The following is a 17455-nucleotide window of genomic DNA, read 5'->3' on the forward strand; positions in this document are numbered from 1 at the left end:
CGCGGGCTGCGTTCAGCCTCGCGCGATGGCCTTCAGGCGGTACAGCGCGTCCAGCGCTTCACGCGGTGACAGGGCGTCCGGGTCGACCGCCGCCAGAGCCTCCACCAAGGGGCTCGGCTCCGATGCCGGGGGCGGCGCCGGCGGAGCAGCGAACAGGTCGAACTGGTCGTCAGCCGCGTTTTGGCGAGCTTCCAGCGCTTCCAGCGTTGCGCGGGCCTGGCGCACCAGGCTGGCGGGCATGCCGGCCAGCTTGGCCACCTGCACGCCGTAGCTGCGGCTCGCCGGGCCCGCCTGCAGCTCGTGCAGGAACACGATGTCTTCGCCGCTTTCCACGGCCGACACGTGCCAGTTCTGCGCCTGCGGGTGTTTGGCCGGGAACTCGGTCAGCTCGAAGTAGTGCGTGGCGAACAGCGTGAAGGCGCGGGTTTTGTCGTGCAGGTGCGTGGCAATGGCCGAGGCCAGCGCCAGGCCGTCGAACGTGGACGTGCCGCGGCCGATTTCGTCCATCAGCACGAGGGACTGGTCGGTGGCCGAATGCAGGATGGCCGCACCTTCGGTCATCTCCAGCATGAAGGTGGACTGTGCGTTGGCCAGATCGTCGGCCGCGCCGATGCGGGTGTGGATGGCGTCCATCGGACCCAGCCGGCAACTGGTGGCGGGCACGTAGCTACCGATGGCGGCCAGCAGTGCAATCAGCGCCACCTGTCGCATGAAGGTGCTCTTGCCGCCCATGTTGGGGCCGGTGATGACCAGCATGCGGGTGCGGGCGTCCAGCTTGCAGTCGTTGGGCATGAACTCCGCGCCGCCGGTTTCGGCCAGGCGGGCCTGCACCACCGGGTGGCGGCCGGCTTCGATCTCCAGGCAGGGCTGCGGCACGAACTCCGGGCGGCACCAGTTCAGCGTCGCCGCCCGTTCGGCCAGGGCGGCCAGCGCATCGAGCGAGGCCAGCGCGCGGCCCAATTGGGTCAGTGAATCCAGCCGGCCCATCAGCGCGTCCACCACCTGCTCGTACAGCAGCTTTTCACGGGCCAGCGCCCGCTCCTGGGCGGACAGCGCCTTGTCTTCAAACGCTTTCAGTTCGGGCGTGATGTAGCGCTCGGCGTTTTTCAGGGTCTGGCGCCGTTGGTAGTCCATCGGCACCTTGTCGACCTGGCCTTGCGTGACCTCGATGTAGAAGCCGTGCACCCGGTTGAACTGCACGCGCAGGTTGGCAATGCCGGTGCGCGCGCGCTCGCGGGATTCCAGGTCGAGCAGGAAGCCGTCGCAGTTCTGCTGAATGCCGCGCAGCTCGTCGAGTTCGGCGTCGAACCCATCGGCCATGACGCCGCCGTCCCGAGGCAGCAGGGCCGGCTCGGCCGCGATGGCGCGCTCCAGCAACTCCAGCACGTCGCTCGGCGGCGTCAGGGCTGCGGCCGACACGCCCAGCAGCGCGGGCGGCAGGGTGGCGCGCAGTGGCGGCAATGCCTGCAGCGTGGCCCGCAGGCCGGTGAGCTCGCGCGGGCGCACCTGGCGCAGGGCGATGCGTGCGGCAATGCGCTCCACGTCGCTGATGGACTTGAGTGCTTCGCGCAGCGGCTCGAAGCCATGGGCCTGCAGCGCGGCGATCGCATCGTGCCGGGCCACGGCTTCGTCGCGATCGCGTTTGGGGTGTAGCAACCACTGGCGCAGCGTGCGGCTGCCCATGCCGGTCTTGCAGGTGTCCAGCAGCGAGAACAGCGTGGGGCTGGTCTCGCCGCGCAGCGTGTGGGTCAGTTCCAGGTTGCGCTGCGTGGCGGGCGGCAGGTCCAGCAAGTCGCTGGCCCGTTGCACACGCAGCGAGCGCACGTGTGCCAAAGCGCGGCCCTGGGTGTGTTCGGCAAACGCCAGCAGGGCGCTGGCTGCGGCGTGGGCCAGCGCCAGTTCCTGGGCGTTGAAACCCTGCAGGTTGGCCACGCCCAGTTGGTCGCACAGCTTGCGCTGACCCAGGGTGCCGTCGAACTGCCAACTGGGTCGGTTGGTGACCGGAAAGCGCGCCCGCATCACCGCCGCGGGTTGCTGCTCGCGGTTGACCAGAATTTCAGCCGGCATCAGCCGCGCCAGCCACCCCGGCAGCTCCACGTCACTGCATTCGGCCAGGCCGATTTCGCCTTGTGTGAGTGACAGCCAAGCCAGCCCATGACGCTTGCCTTGCACGCTCACGCTCAGCAGCACGGCGTCTTGCTTGTCTGCCAACAGTTCCGTGTCGGTGATGGTGCCGGGGGTGACGACTCGCACCACCTTGCGCTCCACCGGCCCCTTGCTGGCCCCGACCTCGCCCACCTGTTCGGCAATCGCCACCGCCTCGCCCAGCTTGATCAGCTTGGCCAGGTAGCTCTCCAGCGCATGCACCGGCACGCCTGCCATCACCACCGGCTGGCCCGCACTCTGGCCGCGGGTGGTGATCGTGATGTCCAGCAGCGCGTGGCACTTGCGGGCGTCGTCGTAGAAGACCTCGTAGAAATCGCCCATCCGGTACAGCAGCAGCGTGTCCGGGAAGTCAGCTTTCAGGCCCAGGTACTGGGCCATCATCGGCGTGTGGCCAGCCAAGTCCTTGTCGGAGTTCGCTTTTTCTTTATCTGACAGGGACTTACCTTCGATGAGCATTGCAGAGAGTTGCAGCCGATTGCCGCAAAAGGGGAGGTTTTGCGGCTGTTTTGTAGCTACGGCGTAGCTTCGTCTGCTGCTACAACCGAACCTGATGATGGAGACGCCTCGACCGTGACGAAAAAGAGAGCCACTAACAAGCCGACGCCGAAGACCGTATTAGACAAGAGGACGGTGGCCGACTGCACGTTCGATGCCATCCCGGTGTTTGACGCCTCGGGCAAGCAGACCGGCACGGTTCCGAACGAGGCGCAGGCGTTCTACGACATCCACGACACGCACAAGGATGCGCCGACCGGATTCCGCCTGCGGGTCAACCGGTCCGTGAAGACCTACGTCCTGGTTCAACGGGTCGCGTCCAAGGTGAAGACGGTCAGTGTCGGCCGGCACCCTGACCTGCTCCTGGGCGCAGGTGTAGCGCCGGACCGGAACGCGCGCTTGGTCGCGGCAGAACTCTCTGCTCGCTTGCGACGCGGCGAGGACATCAATCAGACGAAGCGCGAGGAGCGCCTTGCGACCCAGAAATCCGAAGTGACTCTACGCGTACTGTTCAGCCGATGGATGGCCGACTACGTGGCCAGCGCCAAGCGCGACCCTCGCGAAAACACCATCGCGGCGGTGGAAAAGGCGCAGCAGCGGCTCGGACACAAGCTGCTGGACACGCCCGCTGACGCGCTGACCTGGCGGGACCTCGAAGTCTTCTTCGTAGACAAGGCGACCAAGAAGGGGCATCTCACAGCGGCTGAGCAGACCATCCGGTGGGTCTCCGCCGTCTACAACAAGGAAAACCATCGCATCACCTTGGACGCGCTGCAGGCCAAGTCGCAGCCATCGCTCTATGCGAACCCGGCGGAAATCTTCATCAAGACGGGGGCGCTTCGCAACAACGCCGAGCTTGAACGCGACTACGACAAGAAGGGCGTCCGCAGGCCACTCAGTGGCCAGCGGGAGCACTTCAGAAAGTGGTTGGACTACGTCGTGGCAGCGCGAGATGACTTGAACAAGTCCCGCACCGGCGCGGACTACATGCTGTTGACGGTTGTCCTTGGGATGCGCCGCAACGAGACGGCAGGGCTGCTCTGGAACGACCGATTGTCCAAGGCGCCAGAGCCGGGCCATGCGCTGCGTGGGTACAACTTCATCGACCTTGACCACGCTGTCGCTGTCCTGAACGTAACCAAGAACCGGTATGCGCATCGCATCCCAATTCCGGGCTTCGTCCTTCAGATGCTGAGAGAGCGACGCCTGCTGGTCGGGGACTCGCCCTATGTGTTCCCGCGCGTCTCACGGTCGAAGCTTGCGAAGGCAGCCCACTACAACGACCCGCGCTCGTTTCTTGATGAGGTCAAGAAGGCCATCAAGGTCAACTTTTCCACCCACGACCTTCGCAGGACGTTTGGCAACATCGTGACAGAGATGGGCTTGCCGGACCGCTTGGCAAGGCAACTGCTCAATCACAAGAGTGGCGGCGTCGTCGCCCGATACGCGGACCAGTCACTGGAGCAACTCAGGCCGGTGATGGAGGATGTCGAGGACGAAATGCTGGCCTACGCAACGACAAGCCCCAAGCCGAAGCGCGAACGGCACTTCAAGACCAGGAGCTACGCCTGATGCTCGCCCGCGCATCCTCTCCCTCGTTCCGTGATGCTGCCCTCGAGCGGCAGCTCGGCCCAGAGTTCTTGATGAACGTCGAGCAAGCCGCTCTGTACTTGTCAGTGTCAGCGTCAACGCTGAACCATTGGCGCTCGGACGGAAAGGGGCCACGCTTTGTCAAGCTCTGTGGTTCGACGCGCGGTGCCATTCGATACCGCCTCGTGGACCTGCGAGACTACGTTGACAAGAACACGTTCTCAAGTGTGGCGGAGGCCGAGCTGTCCAGCGCGATGTCGCGGGTCAGCGCATTCTGGGATGACTGGAGGAAGCCGCACCCATTTGTCGCCAAGGGGCCTCACTTCCTACTCGATTCGGCGTTGGCAGACAGGGAGACGTTCCTGGCGGTTCTGTGCGACCCGTATGCGCGCGTGCGATGGCTCAGGCCGGGGACCGCATTGAAGCGGCCTTGGTGCCGTCCTGAGCGACGAGCAGAGCTGCTCGCGGCGTTCCTGAACTCGGAGCAAGGCGCAGGTCAATCGCAGGACGTCGAAGCCGCATACAAGAAGGCGCTCTGCGCTATTCCCGAGCAGCTGTGGGGAAGTCATCCAGACTTGACCCTTTCAGCGTTGATGGAGACGGCGTCTGGTGGGCCATACCCCATCGAAGTCGTGGAGCCGACGGTGAGGGATTGAGTCACTGCCTTGAGTGATGCGCTTGAAGGTCGAAAAAGGGGACTCTGCTGTTACAGAGTCCCCAATGAGAGATGACCGAGTGTCCTGATGTTCGTAGTTAGCCAGCCGCCTGGGCGGTCACGGCGGACGGCTTGGCAATCTTGGCCGCCTCGAAAGCGATGATGAGCAGGGTTCCAGTCGGCTTGCCTTCACGCGAGAGGTAGAAATCGGTCTTGAGCTTGCCGGTCACTTTGACGAAGTCGCCTTTGTCGAATGACGGCCGGTCTTTTCCCATAACCCTCACTGAGTACCAGGTTGGCTCGGTGTCTACTCCGCGCTGCGACTCAGCCAGGCGAAATTCGACGTAAGCGCGCTGGCTTGTCTTGCTCTTCTTCACTTCTGGCTGGGTGGCGACGTTTCCAAAAACTTGCATGCATGTGTCCTCGTGTCAGACGGAACGGTCCGTCCACACGTGTAGCAACTGCATTGTGACCACCTCAAGCTGCCGACACGTCTCAGTGCACCGCCTGCAGCGCGACCTCATCAGGCAGTGCTGGCACCACCACTGACAGGCTCACGGCTTCGACCCTCGAGTGCTCGAACACACTCGGAATCGCGTCGGGCGCAGACAGCACCACAACGGCCATCGGCAACTCTGCGAGCAGTTCGGCCGACAGCGCTGGTTGCGCATGGCACAACTCGCGCAGCGGTGCGAGCTCATCGGCGGTAGCCGCCCCGGGTAGCACCCAGCCGGCGCTTTCACCTTCGTCACCGAGCATGAAGGCGTAAGGCTCCCTTTGCAGTGCATCGAGGTACAACCGAACCTCGTCGCACCACAGCGGAAGAACGAACCGGTGCTGGTGGCCTCCCACCTGATGCGTGAACAGCGCATATCCACTCCCGCTAGGAGAGCTGAACGCGCTGGCCCGGTGACCGACTTGGTGGACCTGTGACGAAACGAGCAGCTCAAACATAGCGTGGTCGACATCACCGCACAGCATCCAATGACCACGAATCTGGTCAGCGACGGTCTGCCGGTCTTGCTGCAGACCGTCTTGAACCTCGGCTGGCGTCATGATGGTTGCCGGGAACAAGCGTGCGCGTTGGCCAGTTTGTCGGGCCGGCGGGTACGTCAACGTCTTCAGGGAATTCATTCTTTGGCCTCGTGTGCGCGGTATTGCGCATCACGTGTAGCGACCGCTGACCTGTCGCTGCGCAGCGCCCGTCACCCGGAGCGTTCACGGGCCTGTCGCGGGCCTGTGGACTTCAGCAGGGGACTTGACGGCGCCGTCCATGCGCCGTCCGTTGATGGCCGACGCCATGGCAGGTAGTTGTCGTCGAGCCAGCCCGCAGTGGAGTGCTGGTTTCGTCCATCGACGCGGACCTTTGGCAACCAGACCGGCAGGTCCTGAACGATGACGCGGCCGACCATCACCTCGCGCAGCGCCTTGTGTGTGGGCCCCATGGGCACCTCGACGGCCTTCCAGACCTCGTACTCGTCAGGCTGCTCGCTGGCCTTGAGCTGACAGCGGCCGTCGTTCAGGCTGAGGGCGTCCTGGTCGCGCTTAAGTGCTGCAAGCGTCGCACTGACCCTGTTGCGGATGCGCGGTGTTCGGCAGTAGACAACCACTTGACGCAGGACGGCGCCGACCGTGGTTGAGCGACCGATGCTGAGCACCTCAGCGCATAGCGAGGCCGCCCGCTGCGAGCCGCGGGCGCTGCAGTCGACCTCGATGGCAGTCAGCCCCTCTGCTTCCAGCACAACGGCGTCAGGGCGCAACGAAATTCGGCGTGCTTTGCCACGCACGGTAGCCGTGGCTGCAAGCAGGCCACCTCGCATTGGCGAGCCCGGAACTGCGCCCTCATTGAGCTTGGCCAGCAACTCGCGTTCGGTCAGCGCCTGCAGACCGCGTTGCTCGGCGCAAAGCACCAGACACTGGGCCCAGAGCAGGTGCTCCGGGTTGGTCATGTCGCTCACCCGGCGCACCGAAGCCTGGGCCTCGATACAGCGCTCGGCCAGCCATGCTGCGCCTCTGGCAGTGAGGCCATAGGTCGTCTGGAACCGTGCCGTCTTGTAGCGCCGCAGCAGGTCGGCCTTGACCATCCCTCGGACCGCGCGCTGCGCAGCCCCCAAGGCCGTCTTGAACGGCCGCTCGGGGTAACACGCGACGGCAACATCCAGCGTACGGATGACCCTGAATCGATTGGCCAGGGACAGCGCGACGGTCCAGCTGCGTACCTGCAATTGGTCGGTGGACAGCTGATTGGACAGACCGCGTCGGAGCGTGCCCCGCGACGTCCGTGGCAAAGCATCGCTGCCTACAGTGGCCGGTGTACGTGTGTCACCGGGGCAAGCAGCATCTGCCCCCTCAGCGCCGACCTTTTGGGCCACGGTGTTACCCGCGTTACTCTCCTGCGAGGCCATAGAGGATGCCGCTGTGGTTGCGGCTGGTGAATCTGTGGTGTCGGGACAGGTGTCCCTGGGGTGCGAGCGCATGTGGTCGGCTTCCGCGAACAAGTTTTCTGGAGCCTCTGCGCGCTCGTCAGTGCGGGCGACGGCAGCGGCCGGCTCTGTCGTGTAGCCACCAGCGCAAACCGGGCGTGACACCCGCTGGCGATAGCCTGCACACCTCGCCGCTGCCGTTCAGATGTCGGTGCGGTCCTGGGCTGGCCGCACGGCCGTGCGAGGGCATTGGGCAGCTGTGCTTTCCCCTCGTACGTCCTCACGCGCCTTGGGGCGCGCGTCGGTCACGTTTTCGTCGCGACGTCCCTCAAAGGCACCGTTCCGTCGCCCGGCTTCGCCGGTGCGAACCGCCGCCGCCCCAGAACGTATTTTCCGAAGGTGACCGCTTCTTCAGGGGCGGCTTGCCCAACTGTGCTTTCGGCAGGACGTGCTGCCACGGCTTGCCCCAGGTGCGGGGAGGCAGCCGTCTACCACCCGCACCCGGGGGCCCTGCCTGCCAGGCGCCGCAAGCGACGCCCGTGCGTCCGAGGTCGACCTGCGCGGGGTCGGCGGCGGTTCGCACCGCCTCGCCGGCCCAGTCGCGAGCAACTCCTTCCTCCCTGCCGCTCGTTCGAGGCCGAAGGTGACCTCATGCACGACGCAGCAGTTCCACCGAGGGCCGCCACTGGACGCGGCGCCGTCCGCCATCTGGTTCCATCAATGCTGACCCTTTGGTCCCGTCGGGCCGGGTGTCAGTGAAAGCCGAGCTTCCAATGGTGAGGGCATCATCAAACCGGAACTCCCTGCACGCCCCGCGGTAGCCTGAAGTGTCACCGTCGGCGGGCCACATCAATATTGCGAAGGCGTCCACCAACCCGCTGGCAACGAGAACCTGCTGGCAGACAATGGTGGCGGACGCCGTGGCGAATCTGAGGATGTGAATCTCGGATTGAAGTCATCTCACCTGTGGCCACCGCGCTGCTGCCGCAACTCCCTGCTGTGTGGCTTCAGACAGCCGCCATCTCCCGACGACCTCATCATGGCAACACTTGTCCCGCAACTCGACCAACTCGTCCATCACTACAAGGCCGACCCGGAGTCCGTCTACAACACTTGGTACGCCGGCAGTGATGCCCGGATGAAGGCCTTCCGCGCCATTCGGCTGGGCGTGAAGGACGTGGTCTCGGCCATCGCTGGGGGAACCTTCGGCAACGACTTCAAAGGGTCTCCGCTCGAAGTTGTCTTGACCGCCATCACCGAACAAAAGCAGGTGTTCGAGGGCGCCGCCCACCCGTTCTACTGGAAGCCAAAGCTGCGCATCCCGGACATTTACGAGAACGAAGCCAACAAGAAGGCCTTCGGCCTGTTCTTGAACGCATGTCTGAACGCAACGAAGGAGGAGCAGGTCCTCACGGAAATGAGCAAGCTGGCGGCGCTGTCCATCAAGGGCCTGGGCCCCGCAGTCGCCAGCATCGTCTACTTCCTGCACCCGACGCTGGTGCCCCCCTTCAACACCGCCATCGTCAACGGCTTCAATGCGCTTTATGGCGCCAAGCTCAAGCTCGGCTCGTGGGAGAGCTACTTCGCCATGCGCGAGGCAATGCAGCGGACCAACGAACAGTACCGGAATCTCCTGTCCAAGGACCTGGGCGCGCTGGCTGGACTGCTCTTTGAGATTGGCTCAAACCGACTGGTCGTTGAAGGCAACGCCGAGCAGGCGCTGCAAGAGGTGCAGGAGAAGGCTGCCAGGGCTTCGAAGAAGCGGCACCAGCAGGCGATAGCTGACCAACGTGAGGCATCTGAGCACACCCAGGCTCAGCACGTCCTCATCCGCATCGGCCGGGCACTGGGCTATGACGTTTTCGTTGCGCGCAACGACCGCAGCCGTACGTGTCACGGTGAAAGCTTCGCGATGCTGTCGTTGTCGACGCTGCCGTCGCTGAACCTTCCGCCCGACGTGCAATCGACAGTCGAACTCATCGACGTCTTGTGGTTCGTCAAGGGCGAGCCCAAGCTCGTCTGCGCCTTTGAGGTCGAGCAGAGCACGTCCATCTACTCGGGCATTCTTCGCATGAAGGACCTGGCGTTCTCCGTGCCTGACCAGCAGGCGCACTTCTACCTGGTAGCGCCTGAGGTCCGGGAGCAGGAGGTCGTCGCCCAGATGCTGCGCCCGGCTCTGCAAGGCGGCGGGCCGGCGTTTCGCCTGGGCTACATCCCCTCCGGAGAGCTCAAAGAGCAGTGCGACGCGCTATGCCGCTACGGCGTGGACAGCTCGGTGCTCTTGAAGCTTGCGCGGTCACACAACCTGGCGTGACGCCAGGAAGCTGCGGCACCGCTTCGTCTTCATGTCGCCTCGGCGGCACTCAACTGCTGGCTGTTTGAGCGCGCTGCGGCGCGATGCCTGCGTCGATGCAGCAGATACCAAGCAGCCGGCACCACCAGCATCGACAGCAGCGGCGCGGTCACCATGCCACCGACCATCGGCGCGGCGATGCGCCCCATGATTTCCGAGCCGGTGCCGTGGCCCCACATCATCGGCACCAAGCCGGCCATCACGATGGCCACGGTCATGGCCTTGGGACGCACGCGCAGGACAGCCCCCTCGCGGATAGCGGCCAGTAGCGTGTCTTCGTTGTCCGGCTCACCCGCAGCCAGGCGCTGCTTGAGCGCGTTCTCCAGGTAGACCAGCATCACCACGCCGAACTCGGCCGCCACCCCGGCCAGCGCGATGAAGCCCACGGCCGTCGCGACCGAGATGGAGTGCCCCAGCAGCCAGACCAGCCAGAAACCGCCGACCAGCGAGAACGGCACCGCAGCCATCACCAGCACCGCGTCCGCCGCATTGCGGAACAGCAGGTAGAGCAGCACGAAGATGACGGCCAGCGTGGCAGGCACCACGACCTTCATGCGCTCGGTGGCTCGCTCCAGGTACTCGAACTGCCCCGACCAGGAGATGGCGTAGCCCGCCGGCATGACGACCTCCTCCGCCACGGCCGCCTGCATGTCATGCACCACCGAACGCAGGTCGCGCCCGCGCACGTCGACATAAACCCAGCCGGACAGCCGAGCGTTTTCGCTCCTCAGCATCGGCGGGCCTTCCTCCAGCCGGACATGGGCCACATCCTGCAGCAGCAGTTGCGCGCCCTTTTCGGTCACGAAGGGCAGCGCGCGCAGGCGCTCCAGCGAGTCGCGAATCTCGCGCGGGTAGCGCATGTTGATGGGGAAGCGCTCGCGGCCACTCACCACCTCGCCGACGTTCTCGCCGCCAATGGCGTTGGCGACAATGGCCTGCACGTCGGCGACCGACAGCCCATAGCGCGCAGCGGCTGCGCGGTCCACGTCGATGTCGATGTAGCGTCCGCCGGTCAGCCGTTCGGCCAGTGCCGACGAAACGCCGGGCACCTTCTTCACCACGGCTTCAATCTGCGTGGCCAACTTGTCGATGGTGGCCAGGTCGGTGCCAGCAACCTTGATGCCGACCGGGCTCTTGATGCCGGTGGCCAGCATGTCGATGCGGTTGCGGATGGGCGGCACCCAGATGTTGGACAGGCCGGGCACCTTGACCGCACGGTCCAGCTCCTCGACCAGCTTGTCCGGCGTCATGCCCGCGCGCCACTGCTCGCGCGGCTTGAACTGGATGGTGGTCTCGAACATCTCCAGCGGCGCCGGGTCGGTCGCGCTGTCGGCGCGGCCGGCCTTGCCGAATACGCGCTCGACCTCTGGGACGGTCTTGATGAGCCGGTCTGTCTGCTGCAGCAACTCAGTGGCCTTGGAGACCGACAGGCCCGGAAGGGCCGACGGCATGTAGAGCAGGTCACCTTCGTCCAGCGGCGGCATGAACTCGCCACCCAGCCGCATGACCGGGATGGCGGTCAGCGCCAACACCAGCCCCGCAATGAGCAGCGTGGCCTTCGGAAAGCGCAGCACCGCCTCCAGCGCCGGGCGGTAGAGGCGCATCAGGAAGCGGTTCAGCGGGTTCGCGTTCTCGTGCGGAATCTTGCCCCGCACAAGCAGGCCCATCAACACCGGCACCAGCGTCACAGACAGGGCTGCGGCCGCCGCCATCGTGTAGGTCTTGGTGAAGGCCAGCGGCGAGAACATCCGGCCCTCCTGTGCCTCCAGCGTGAACACCGGCAGGAAGGACAGCGTGATGACCAGCAGCGAGAAGAACAGCGCCGGGCCAACCTCCACGGCGGAATCGGTCACCAGCGCCCAGCGCTCCGGCGTGGTCGGCATCCGGCCGTGCTTGTGCTCGAACGCCTCGATGTGCTTGTGGGCTGCCTCCAGCAGCACCACCACGCCGTCGAGCGCCGCGCCGCAGGCCAGTGCGATGCCAGCCAGGCTGAGGATGTTGGCGTTCAGGCCCTGCCAGTGCATGACCACGAACGCGATGCCCACCGCGATGGGTAACGAGATGACCGCCACCAGCGCTGAGCGCAGGTGGAACAGGAAGATGGCGCAGACCACCGTCACCGCGATGAACTCCTCGGTCAGCTTGAGCTTGAGGTTGTCGATGGAGCGGTCGATGAGCTTCGAGCGGTCGTAGGTCTCGACCACCTCGACACCCGGCGGCAGGCTGGGCTTGAGCTGTTCGAACTTGGCCTTGACCCCTGCGATGGTCGCCCGCGCGTTCTTGCCCGAGCGCATGACCACGACGCCACCGGTCACTTCGCCTTGCCCGTCAAGCTCGGCGATGCCACGGCGCATCTCCGGCCCAACCTGGACGATGGCGACATCGCGCAGCAGGACAGGCGTGGCACCGGTGAGCGCGACCGGGATGCCGCGGAAATCGTCGAGCGACTTCAGGAAGCCGCGTGAGCGCACCATGTACTCGGTCTCTGCCAGCTCGACCACCGAGCCGCCGGACGACTGGTTGGCCTTCTGCAGCGCCTCCATCACCATGCCCTGTGTGACGCCGACCTGGCGCATGCGGTCCGGGTCGAGCACGACCTGGTACTGGCGCACCATGCCGCCGATGCTGGCGACCTCGGCCACGTCCTGAATCGTCTTGAGCTCGAACTTCAGGAACCAGTCGTTCAGCGCCCGCAGCTGGGCGATGTCGGTTTTGCCGGTCTTGTCGACCAGGGCGTATTCGTAGACCCAGCCCACACCGGTCGCGTCAGGCCCCAGCGCCGCGGTGGCACCCGCCGGCAGGCGGCTCTGCACCTGGTTGAGGTACTCGACCACGCGCGAGCGCGCCCAGTACGGGTCGGTCTTGTCGTCGAACAGGATGTAGACGAAGGAGTCGCCGAAGAACGAGTAACCCCGGACCGTCTTGGCGCCCGGCACGCTGAGCATCGTCGTCGTCAGCGGATAGGTCACCAGGTCCTCGACGACCTGTGGCGGCTTGCCCGGGTAGCTGGTGCGCACGATGACCTGGGTGTCCGAGACGTCCGGGAGGGCGTCCACCGGCGTGTTGGCCACCGAGAACAGCGCGGCGGCGACCAGGAACGCTGTCGCGATGAGGACCAGGAAGCGGTTCGCGACTGACCAGCGGATGAGGGCGGCAATCACTTGGCACCTCCCAGGCGATGGACCGAGACGAGCTCGTAGTCATCGCCCTTCTTCTTGAACTCGAAGTGCACGGCGTCGCCTGGCTTCACCTCGGAGAAGGCCTTGGGGCTGGGCTTGTTGAAGCCCATGGTCATCGCAGGCCACTTGAGCTCGGCGATGGCGCCGTGCGAGATGGTCAGACTGTCGGCCTCTACGCTCTCGACCTTGCCTTGCGCCATGTAGCTCGCAGCGGCAGGGGCAGCAGCCGGCAATGCAGATGATGTGCCCGGTGCAGATGCCTGGGTGGCGGTGGGCTTTGCCGCTGGCTCGGCGGCAGCCAGGCTGCCCAGCACAGAGCGCAATCGCGCCTCGGAGTCCACCAGGAACTGCCCGCTGGCCACCACCTGGTCGCCCTCGGCCAGGCCTTGCACCACCTCCAGCTGGTCACCGAGGTCGGCCCCTAGCTTCACCTCACGCGGCTCAAAGGCCCCGTTGTCCTTGCGCACGATGGCGACTGCACGCGTGCCGGTACGGATGATGGCCTCGGAGGGCACCACCAGCCGCGACGCAGTCGGGCCGGCCACCTGCAGGCGCAAAAGCATGCCGGGGACCAGCTTGCCGCCGCGGTTGTCGACCTCGAAGCGGGCCTGCAGCGTGCGCGTCGTGGCGTTCACCTGGGGCAGGATTTCCTGCATCGTTCCCGTGAACGTCTGGCTGGGGTCGGCCTGCAGCGCTGCGGAGACCTTCTGTCCGCGCTTGAGTTGCACGGCCTGGGCCTCGGGCACTTCGGCCACGGCCCAGACCTTCTCCAGGCCGGCGATGCGGAACAGCGTCATGCCGGGGGATACGGCGACGCCTTCACGCACCCCGAGTTCGGCGATGACGCCGCCGGCTGGTGCGACCAGGGTGTAGCGGGCGTTGGGCGTCCCGCCGTCTTCGGCCTGGCGGACCAGGTCGGGTGGGATGGACATCGCCCGCGTGCGCTCTCGGGCCGCAGCCACCAGCTCCGCCGATGCGCCCGAGCGCTTCAGCGCGATGAGCTCGTTCAGCGGCCCCAGCCATTCCGGTGCGAACACGGTGCCCAGCGCCTGTCCCTTGGCCACGCGCTCCATCGGCGCGCGTACAGCCAGGCGCTCCAGGTAGCCGGCGGTGCGCGTCTGCACCGCGACGTTCAGGCGCTCGTCGAACTGCACCGCGCCGACCGCGTCGAAGGATGTGCTGACATCGGCCCGCTTCACGACTGCGGTGCGGATGCCGAGGTTCTGCTGCACCTGCGAACTCACCTTGACGCCGGTGTCGCTGGCTTCGTCGGCGTAGACGGGCTGCAACTGCATGTCCATGAACGGCGACTTGCCCGGCTTGTCGAATCGGGCACTTGGGTTCATCGGGTCCTGCCAGTACAGCACCTTGCGCTCGCCGGAGGCGGATGCCGCAGCAGCAGGGGTCTGGGCCTGCGCACCGACGCCATGCGAGGCGACGGCGCTGCTGCGGCCCAGATAGAAGGCGCCTCCGCCAATGACAAAAGCTGCAGCCAGGGCCACGACAGAAAGTTGGACGCGGCTCATTGCGCTGCTCCTTGGGAAATCGGCTTGAACACGAGTTGCGCTTGGGTCTTGGCCAGGTCGCGCTGGAGGTTGAGAAGCTTGCGTTGCACCTCGACCTCGGCATGGCGAGCCTCGAACAACATCACAAGGCTGGCCTGGTTGGCGCGGTAGGCTGCGAGCGTGGCGACGGTGCGCTGCTTCAGCGGTTCGAGGACAGCGGTCTGGAAGCGCTCGACGCGCTCCTGCAGGCGTCGCGCGTCGCTGGACAGCGCGGCGTACTCGCCCGCGGCAGCACGGCGGGCCTCTTCGGCGTCGGCCTCGGCCTTCTCGACCAGGGCCAGCTTGGCCGCGGTCTCGCGGTCTTGGCGAGCCGCTGGTGCCACCGGGAGCGGAATGCTCACCCCGAAGGACATCAGGTCCGGGCGCCCGACCCGCTGGCCGTAGGACACCTCATAGCTCCAGTTCGGCTTGCGGTTCAGACGCGCCACTTCAACCTCCTGGCGGGCCACGTCGATGTCGCGCTGCTTGGCGACGACGAGGGGGTGCGCGGCCACAAAGGCGTCGGACGTGGGCGCGATGGCCAGGTTCGGTGCGGCGAGTTCTTCGGCAGGTTCTCCCGTCCAGCGACTCAGGCCGGCGACGGCCGCTGCCCGCTGCTGACGCGTGTCGGCGGATTCATCCTCGGCAGCACCTACGGCGCTGGTCAGCCCCAGCACCTCGGCACTGTTGCCGGACAGGGTCGCGAGGCGTCCCTTGCCAGTCTCGAGCTCCTCGCGGGCGTGCTTCTCGTTCAGCGCGGTGAGCTTGAGCGCTTCGCCGGCGTAGTAGGCCTCGATGTAGGCCATTGCGGCTTGCATGCGCGCGTCGGCTGCAGCGACACCTTCCATCACCGATTCGCGACGATGCATCGCGCCGGAGACGGCCTCGCGTGCCGAGCGCTTGTCGGCCGACACCCACTCCTGGGCGATGCCGATGCGCTTCATCGTCATGTCCTCGGCGTTGGTGCTGAACCGGCCGTTGCCCGTCACGGGCAGGTTGTCGATGCCAAAGGTCAGCATCGGGTCGGGCTGCTGCCCGGAGGCACGAGCCATCTCGGCGGCGCTCATGGCGCCGGCTCGGGCCGCGCGCGCCATCTGCGAGCGCTGGACGGCCAGGTCCAGCGCCTGGTCAAGCGTGAGGGGGGTGGCAACAGCCCCGAGGGCTGGCAGCAAAGCGGCAGCCAGGGCGACTGCGCGCAGGATGTTTTTGGGCACGGGGAACTCCGAAGACGAACGGGAAGGACGCTGACCTGCGGACACACCGCAGCAGCACCGGTCAGTCGACGGAGTGGCTCAGACTCGGAATCGGAGCGTGGTGAGGAACAGAGGGTCCGGGGGCGGATGCACCTCGGACGACGCGGTGGCAGGCACGGCGTGCGCCTCCAAAGCGTCCAGTACGAACGGCAACTCAAGCACCTGGATGACCGCCACCAGGACGACGGCCGGCAACTTGACCGCCTCGAAAGTCTTGGCGGGATTGGCCGAGTGCTCGTGGCAAAGCGCCGGCTGCTGCGTGTCCATGCCCTCGCATGGCTGGCCCGCCTGCACCATGGCAGCCATCGCTGCGGCCCCCACTTCCTGCGGGCAGACGTAGCTCGCCAACGCCAGCTGCGAGAACAGCAGCGACAACACCACGAAGAACGCGGTGGTCAGGCGGTGGAGACGCAGGCTGAGCATAGATGGCGACAGCTTAGAGGGGCTGAGGCAGGCAGGCCTTGACCTAAGACAAGTCCCGCCCGGCTTCGGCTTACTTCGCCACTTCGATGGCGGTCACGGTCAGTGCGCCGTTGAGGTTCTCGGCAGCGAACTTGACCTTGTCCCCCGATTTGATGCTTTCGAGCAGCTTCGGGTTCGCGACCTTGAAGAGCATCGTCATGCCGGGCATGTCGAGGTTGGCGATGGGGCCGTGCTTGAGCGTGACCTTGCCCTGCTCCTTGTCCACCTTGCGGACTTCACCGTCGCTCGCCGGTGCGACTGCGGCTGCACCCTCCGGATGATGGGCGGAGTGGTCCGCAGTCGACTGGGCGTGGGCAGTGGTCGCCAGAGCGAACAGGACGGCTGCGGTGATGTGAATGAGTTTCATGGATAGATTCCTTCAAGCTTTGGGGTAGGCGGCGAACACGGTCTCGTGTCCGCTCTTGTCGATGAGAAAGACGTTGTAGGGGTCCTTGCGGGCGCCCATTTCCATGCCGGGTGAGCCTGGCGGCATGCTGGGTACGGCCAAGCCGACGGCCTTGGGTTTCAAGGCCAGCAGGCGCTTGACCTCGTCGGCCGGCACATGACCTTCCAAGGTATAGCTTCCAACTGTCGCCGTGTGGCAGCTGCCGAACCTCTCAGGCATCCCGAGTCGCTGCCGAACAGCGCCGGTGTCTTCGACCAACGTCAACTTGACTGGGAACCCAGCAGCCTTCAGATGGTCGGCCCAGGCGCCGCAGCAGCCGCAAGACGGGTTCTTGAAGACCTCGACTTGAGGCAGCGAGGTCGCCGCAATGGCCGGGAGCGAGGCGAGCGCCGTCGCACCCCAGGCCAGAGAGATGAGACGGCGCCGGTTCACTTGACGACGACCTTGCCGACCATGCCGGCTTCGAAGTGGGCGGGCATCAGACAGGCGAACTGGTACTCGCCGGCCTTGGTGAACTGCCAGACGATGTCGCCCTTCGCGCCGGGCTTGACGTGCGCCATGTTCGCGTCGGCGTGTTCCATGTTCGGGAACTTGCGCATCATCTCAGCGTGTTCCTTCAGCTCCTCGACGGTGCCCAGGACCATCTCGTGCATCACCGCCCCATTATTGGTGGCGATGAATTTCACGGTTTCGCCCCGCTTGATGGTGACCAGGTCAGGTGTGAAACGCATCGTGTCACTCATGTCGACCTTGATGGTTCGGGTCACTTTCTTCGGGTCGCCTTCGCGGCCGAACGCGCGCTCTTCAACCTTGGATGCGTCGAAGACATGCGCCTTCATCGGGTGACTTTCGTCGCCATGGGCGTAGGCGCCCGCAGAGTTCAGGGCAGCCAGGGCGGCGATGGTGACGATGTGCAGCTTCTTCATGGG

The 17455-nt window shown here is 65.6% G+C and carries 14 protein-coding genes; 3 read left to right on the forward strand and 11 right to left on the reverse strand.

Going from position 1 to position 17455, the window contains the following annotated elements; all coding sequences use genetic code 11:
• Window positions 1-12: 12 nt before the first annotated feature.
• The gene (gene mutS / locus ACG01O_RS08945) at window positions 13-2622 is read right to left on the reverse strand and encodes a DNA mismatch repair protein MutS (protein ID WP_394383660.1); all 2610 of its coding nucleotides are present in this window, start codon (window positions 2620-2622) and stop codon (window positions 13-15) included.
• Between the two features lie 9 nt (window positions 2623-2631).
• On the opposite strand from mutS, the gene ACG01O_RS08950 reads away from it, so the two are divergent.
• Together ACG01O_RS08950 and ACG01O_RS08955 are read left to right on the forward strand one after the other, a co-directional pair.
• Entirely contained in the window at window positions 2632-4233 is a 1602-nt protein-coding gene (locus ACG01O_RS08950; protein WP_394383662.1) for a tyrosine-type recombinase/integrase, read from the forward strand.
• Entirely contained in the window at window positions 4233-4907 is a 675-nt protein-coding gene (locus ACG01O_RS08955) for a helix-turn-helix transcriptional regulator (protein WP_394383664.1), read from the forward strand. Before ACG01O_RS08950 ends, ACG01O_RS08955 begins: the two co-directional genes overlap by 1 nt.
• A 97-nt stretch (window positions 4908-5004) precedes the next feature.
• Here the strand turns inward: ACG01O_RS08955 and ACG01O_RS08960 are convergent, their stop codons facing one another.
• The 3 genes from ACG01O_RS08960 to ACG01O_RS08970 form a co-directional block, all read right to left on the reverse strand.
• A complete protein-coding gene (locus ACG01O_RS08960) occupies window positions 5005-5319 on the reverse strand; it encodes a single-stranded DNA-binding protein (protein WP_394383666.1) in 315 nt (104 codons plus the stop codon).
• Between the two features lie 82 nt (window positions 5320-5401).
• The gene (locus ACG01O_RS08965; RefSeq protein ID WP_394383667.1) at window positions 5402-6040 is read right to left on the reverse strand and encodes a hypothetical protein; all 639 of its coding nucleotides are present in this window, start codon (window positions 6038-6040) and stop codon (window positions 5402-5404) included.
• Between the two features lie 71 nt (window positions 6041-6111).
• Entirely contained in the window at window positions 6112-7131 is a 1020-nt protein-coding gene (locus ACG01O_RS08970) for a hypothetical protein (RefSeq protein ID WP_394383669.1), read from the reverse strand.
• Window positions 7132-8368: 1237 nt separating this feature from the next.
• Between ACG01O_RS08970 and ACG01O_RS08975 the strand changes: the two genes are divergently transcribed.
• On the forward strand, window positions 8369-9643 hold the full coding sequence (locus ACG01O_RS08975) for a hypothetical protein (RefSeq protein ID WP_394383671.1): 1275 nt from the start codon (window positions 8369-8371) through the stop codon (window positions 9641-9643).
• A 29-nt stretch (window positions 9644-9672) separates the two neighbouring features.
• Here ACG01O_RS08975 and ACG01O_RS08980 read toward each other — a convergent pair whose 3' ends face one another.
• The 7 genes from ACG01O_RS08980 to ACG01O_RS09010 all read right to left on the reverse strand — a co-directional run bounded on the left by ACG01O_RS08980 (window position 9673) and on the right by ACG01O_RS09010 (window position 17452).
• Window positions 9673-12843 carry an efflux RND transporter permease subunit gene (locus ACG01O_RS08980; protein ID WP_394383672.1) on the reverse strand — a complete coding sequence of 1057 codons (3171 nt, stop codon included), beginning with the start codon at window positions 12841-12843 and terminating at the stop codon, window positions 9673-9675.
• Window positions 12840-14387: an efflux RND transporter periplasmic adaptor subunit gene (locus ACG01O_RS08985; protein WP_394383674.1), complete on the reverse strand. Its 1548-nt coding sequence runs from the start codon at window positions 14385-14387 to the stop codon at window positions 12840-12842. The genes ACG01O_RS08980 and ACG01O_RS08985 overlap by 4 nt, the downstream gene beginning before the upstream one ends.
• Window positions 14384-15619, reverse strand: a complete 1236-nt coding sequence (locus ACG01O_RS08990; RefSeq protein WP_394383676.1) for a TolC family protein — start codon at window positions 15617-15619, stop codon at window positions 14384-14386. The genes ACG01O_RS08985 and ACG01O_RS08990 overlap by 4 nt, the downstream gene beginning before the upstream one ends.
• Before the next feature lie 78 nt (window positions 15620-15697).
• On the reverse strand, window positions 15698-16081 hold the full coding sequence (locus tag ACG01O_RS08995) for a hypothetical protein (RefSeq protein ID WP_394383678.1): 384 nt from the start codon (window positions 16079-16081) through the stop codon (window positions 15698-15700).
• Window positions 16082-16151: 70 nt separating this feature from the next.
• Window positions 16152-16487: a copper-binding protein gene (locus ACG01O_RS09000; protein ID WP_394383680.1), complete on the reverse strand. Its 336-nt coding sequence runs from the start codon at window positions 16485-16487 to the stop codon at window positions 16152-16154.
• A 12-nt stretch (window positions 16488-16499) separates the two neighbouring features.
• The gene (locus ACG01O_RS09005; protein ID WP_151124970.1) at window positions 16500-16958 is read right to left on the reverse strand and encodes a DUF411 domain-containing protein; all 459 of its coding nucleotides are present in this window, start codon (window positions 16956-16958) and stop codon (window positions 16500-16502) included.
• Window positions 16955-17452, reverse strand: coding sequence for a cupredoxin domain-containing protein (locus ACG01O_RS09010; protein WP_151124969.1), 498 nt, complete (start codon window positions 17450-17452; stop codon window positions 16955-16957). Before ACG01O_RS09010 ends, ACG01O_RS09005 begins: the two co-directional genes overlap by 4 nt.
• Window positions 17453-17455: the final 3 nt, after the last annotated feature.

Source organism: Pelomonas baiyunensis (genome assembly GCF_043555935.1).
GTDB lineage: Bacteria > Pseudomonadota > Gammaproteobacteria > Burkholderiales > Burkholderiaceae_C > Pelomonas > Pelomonas baiyunensis.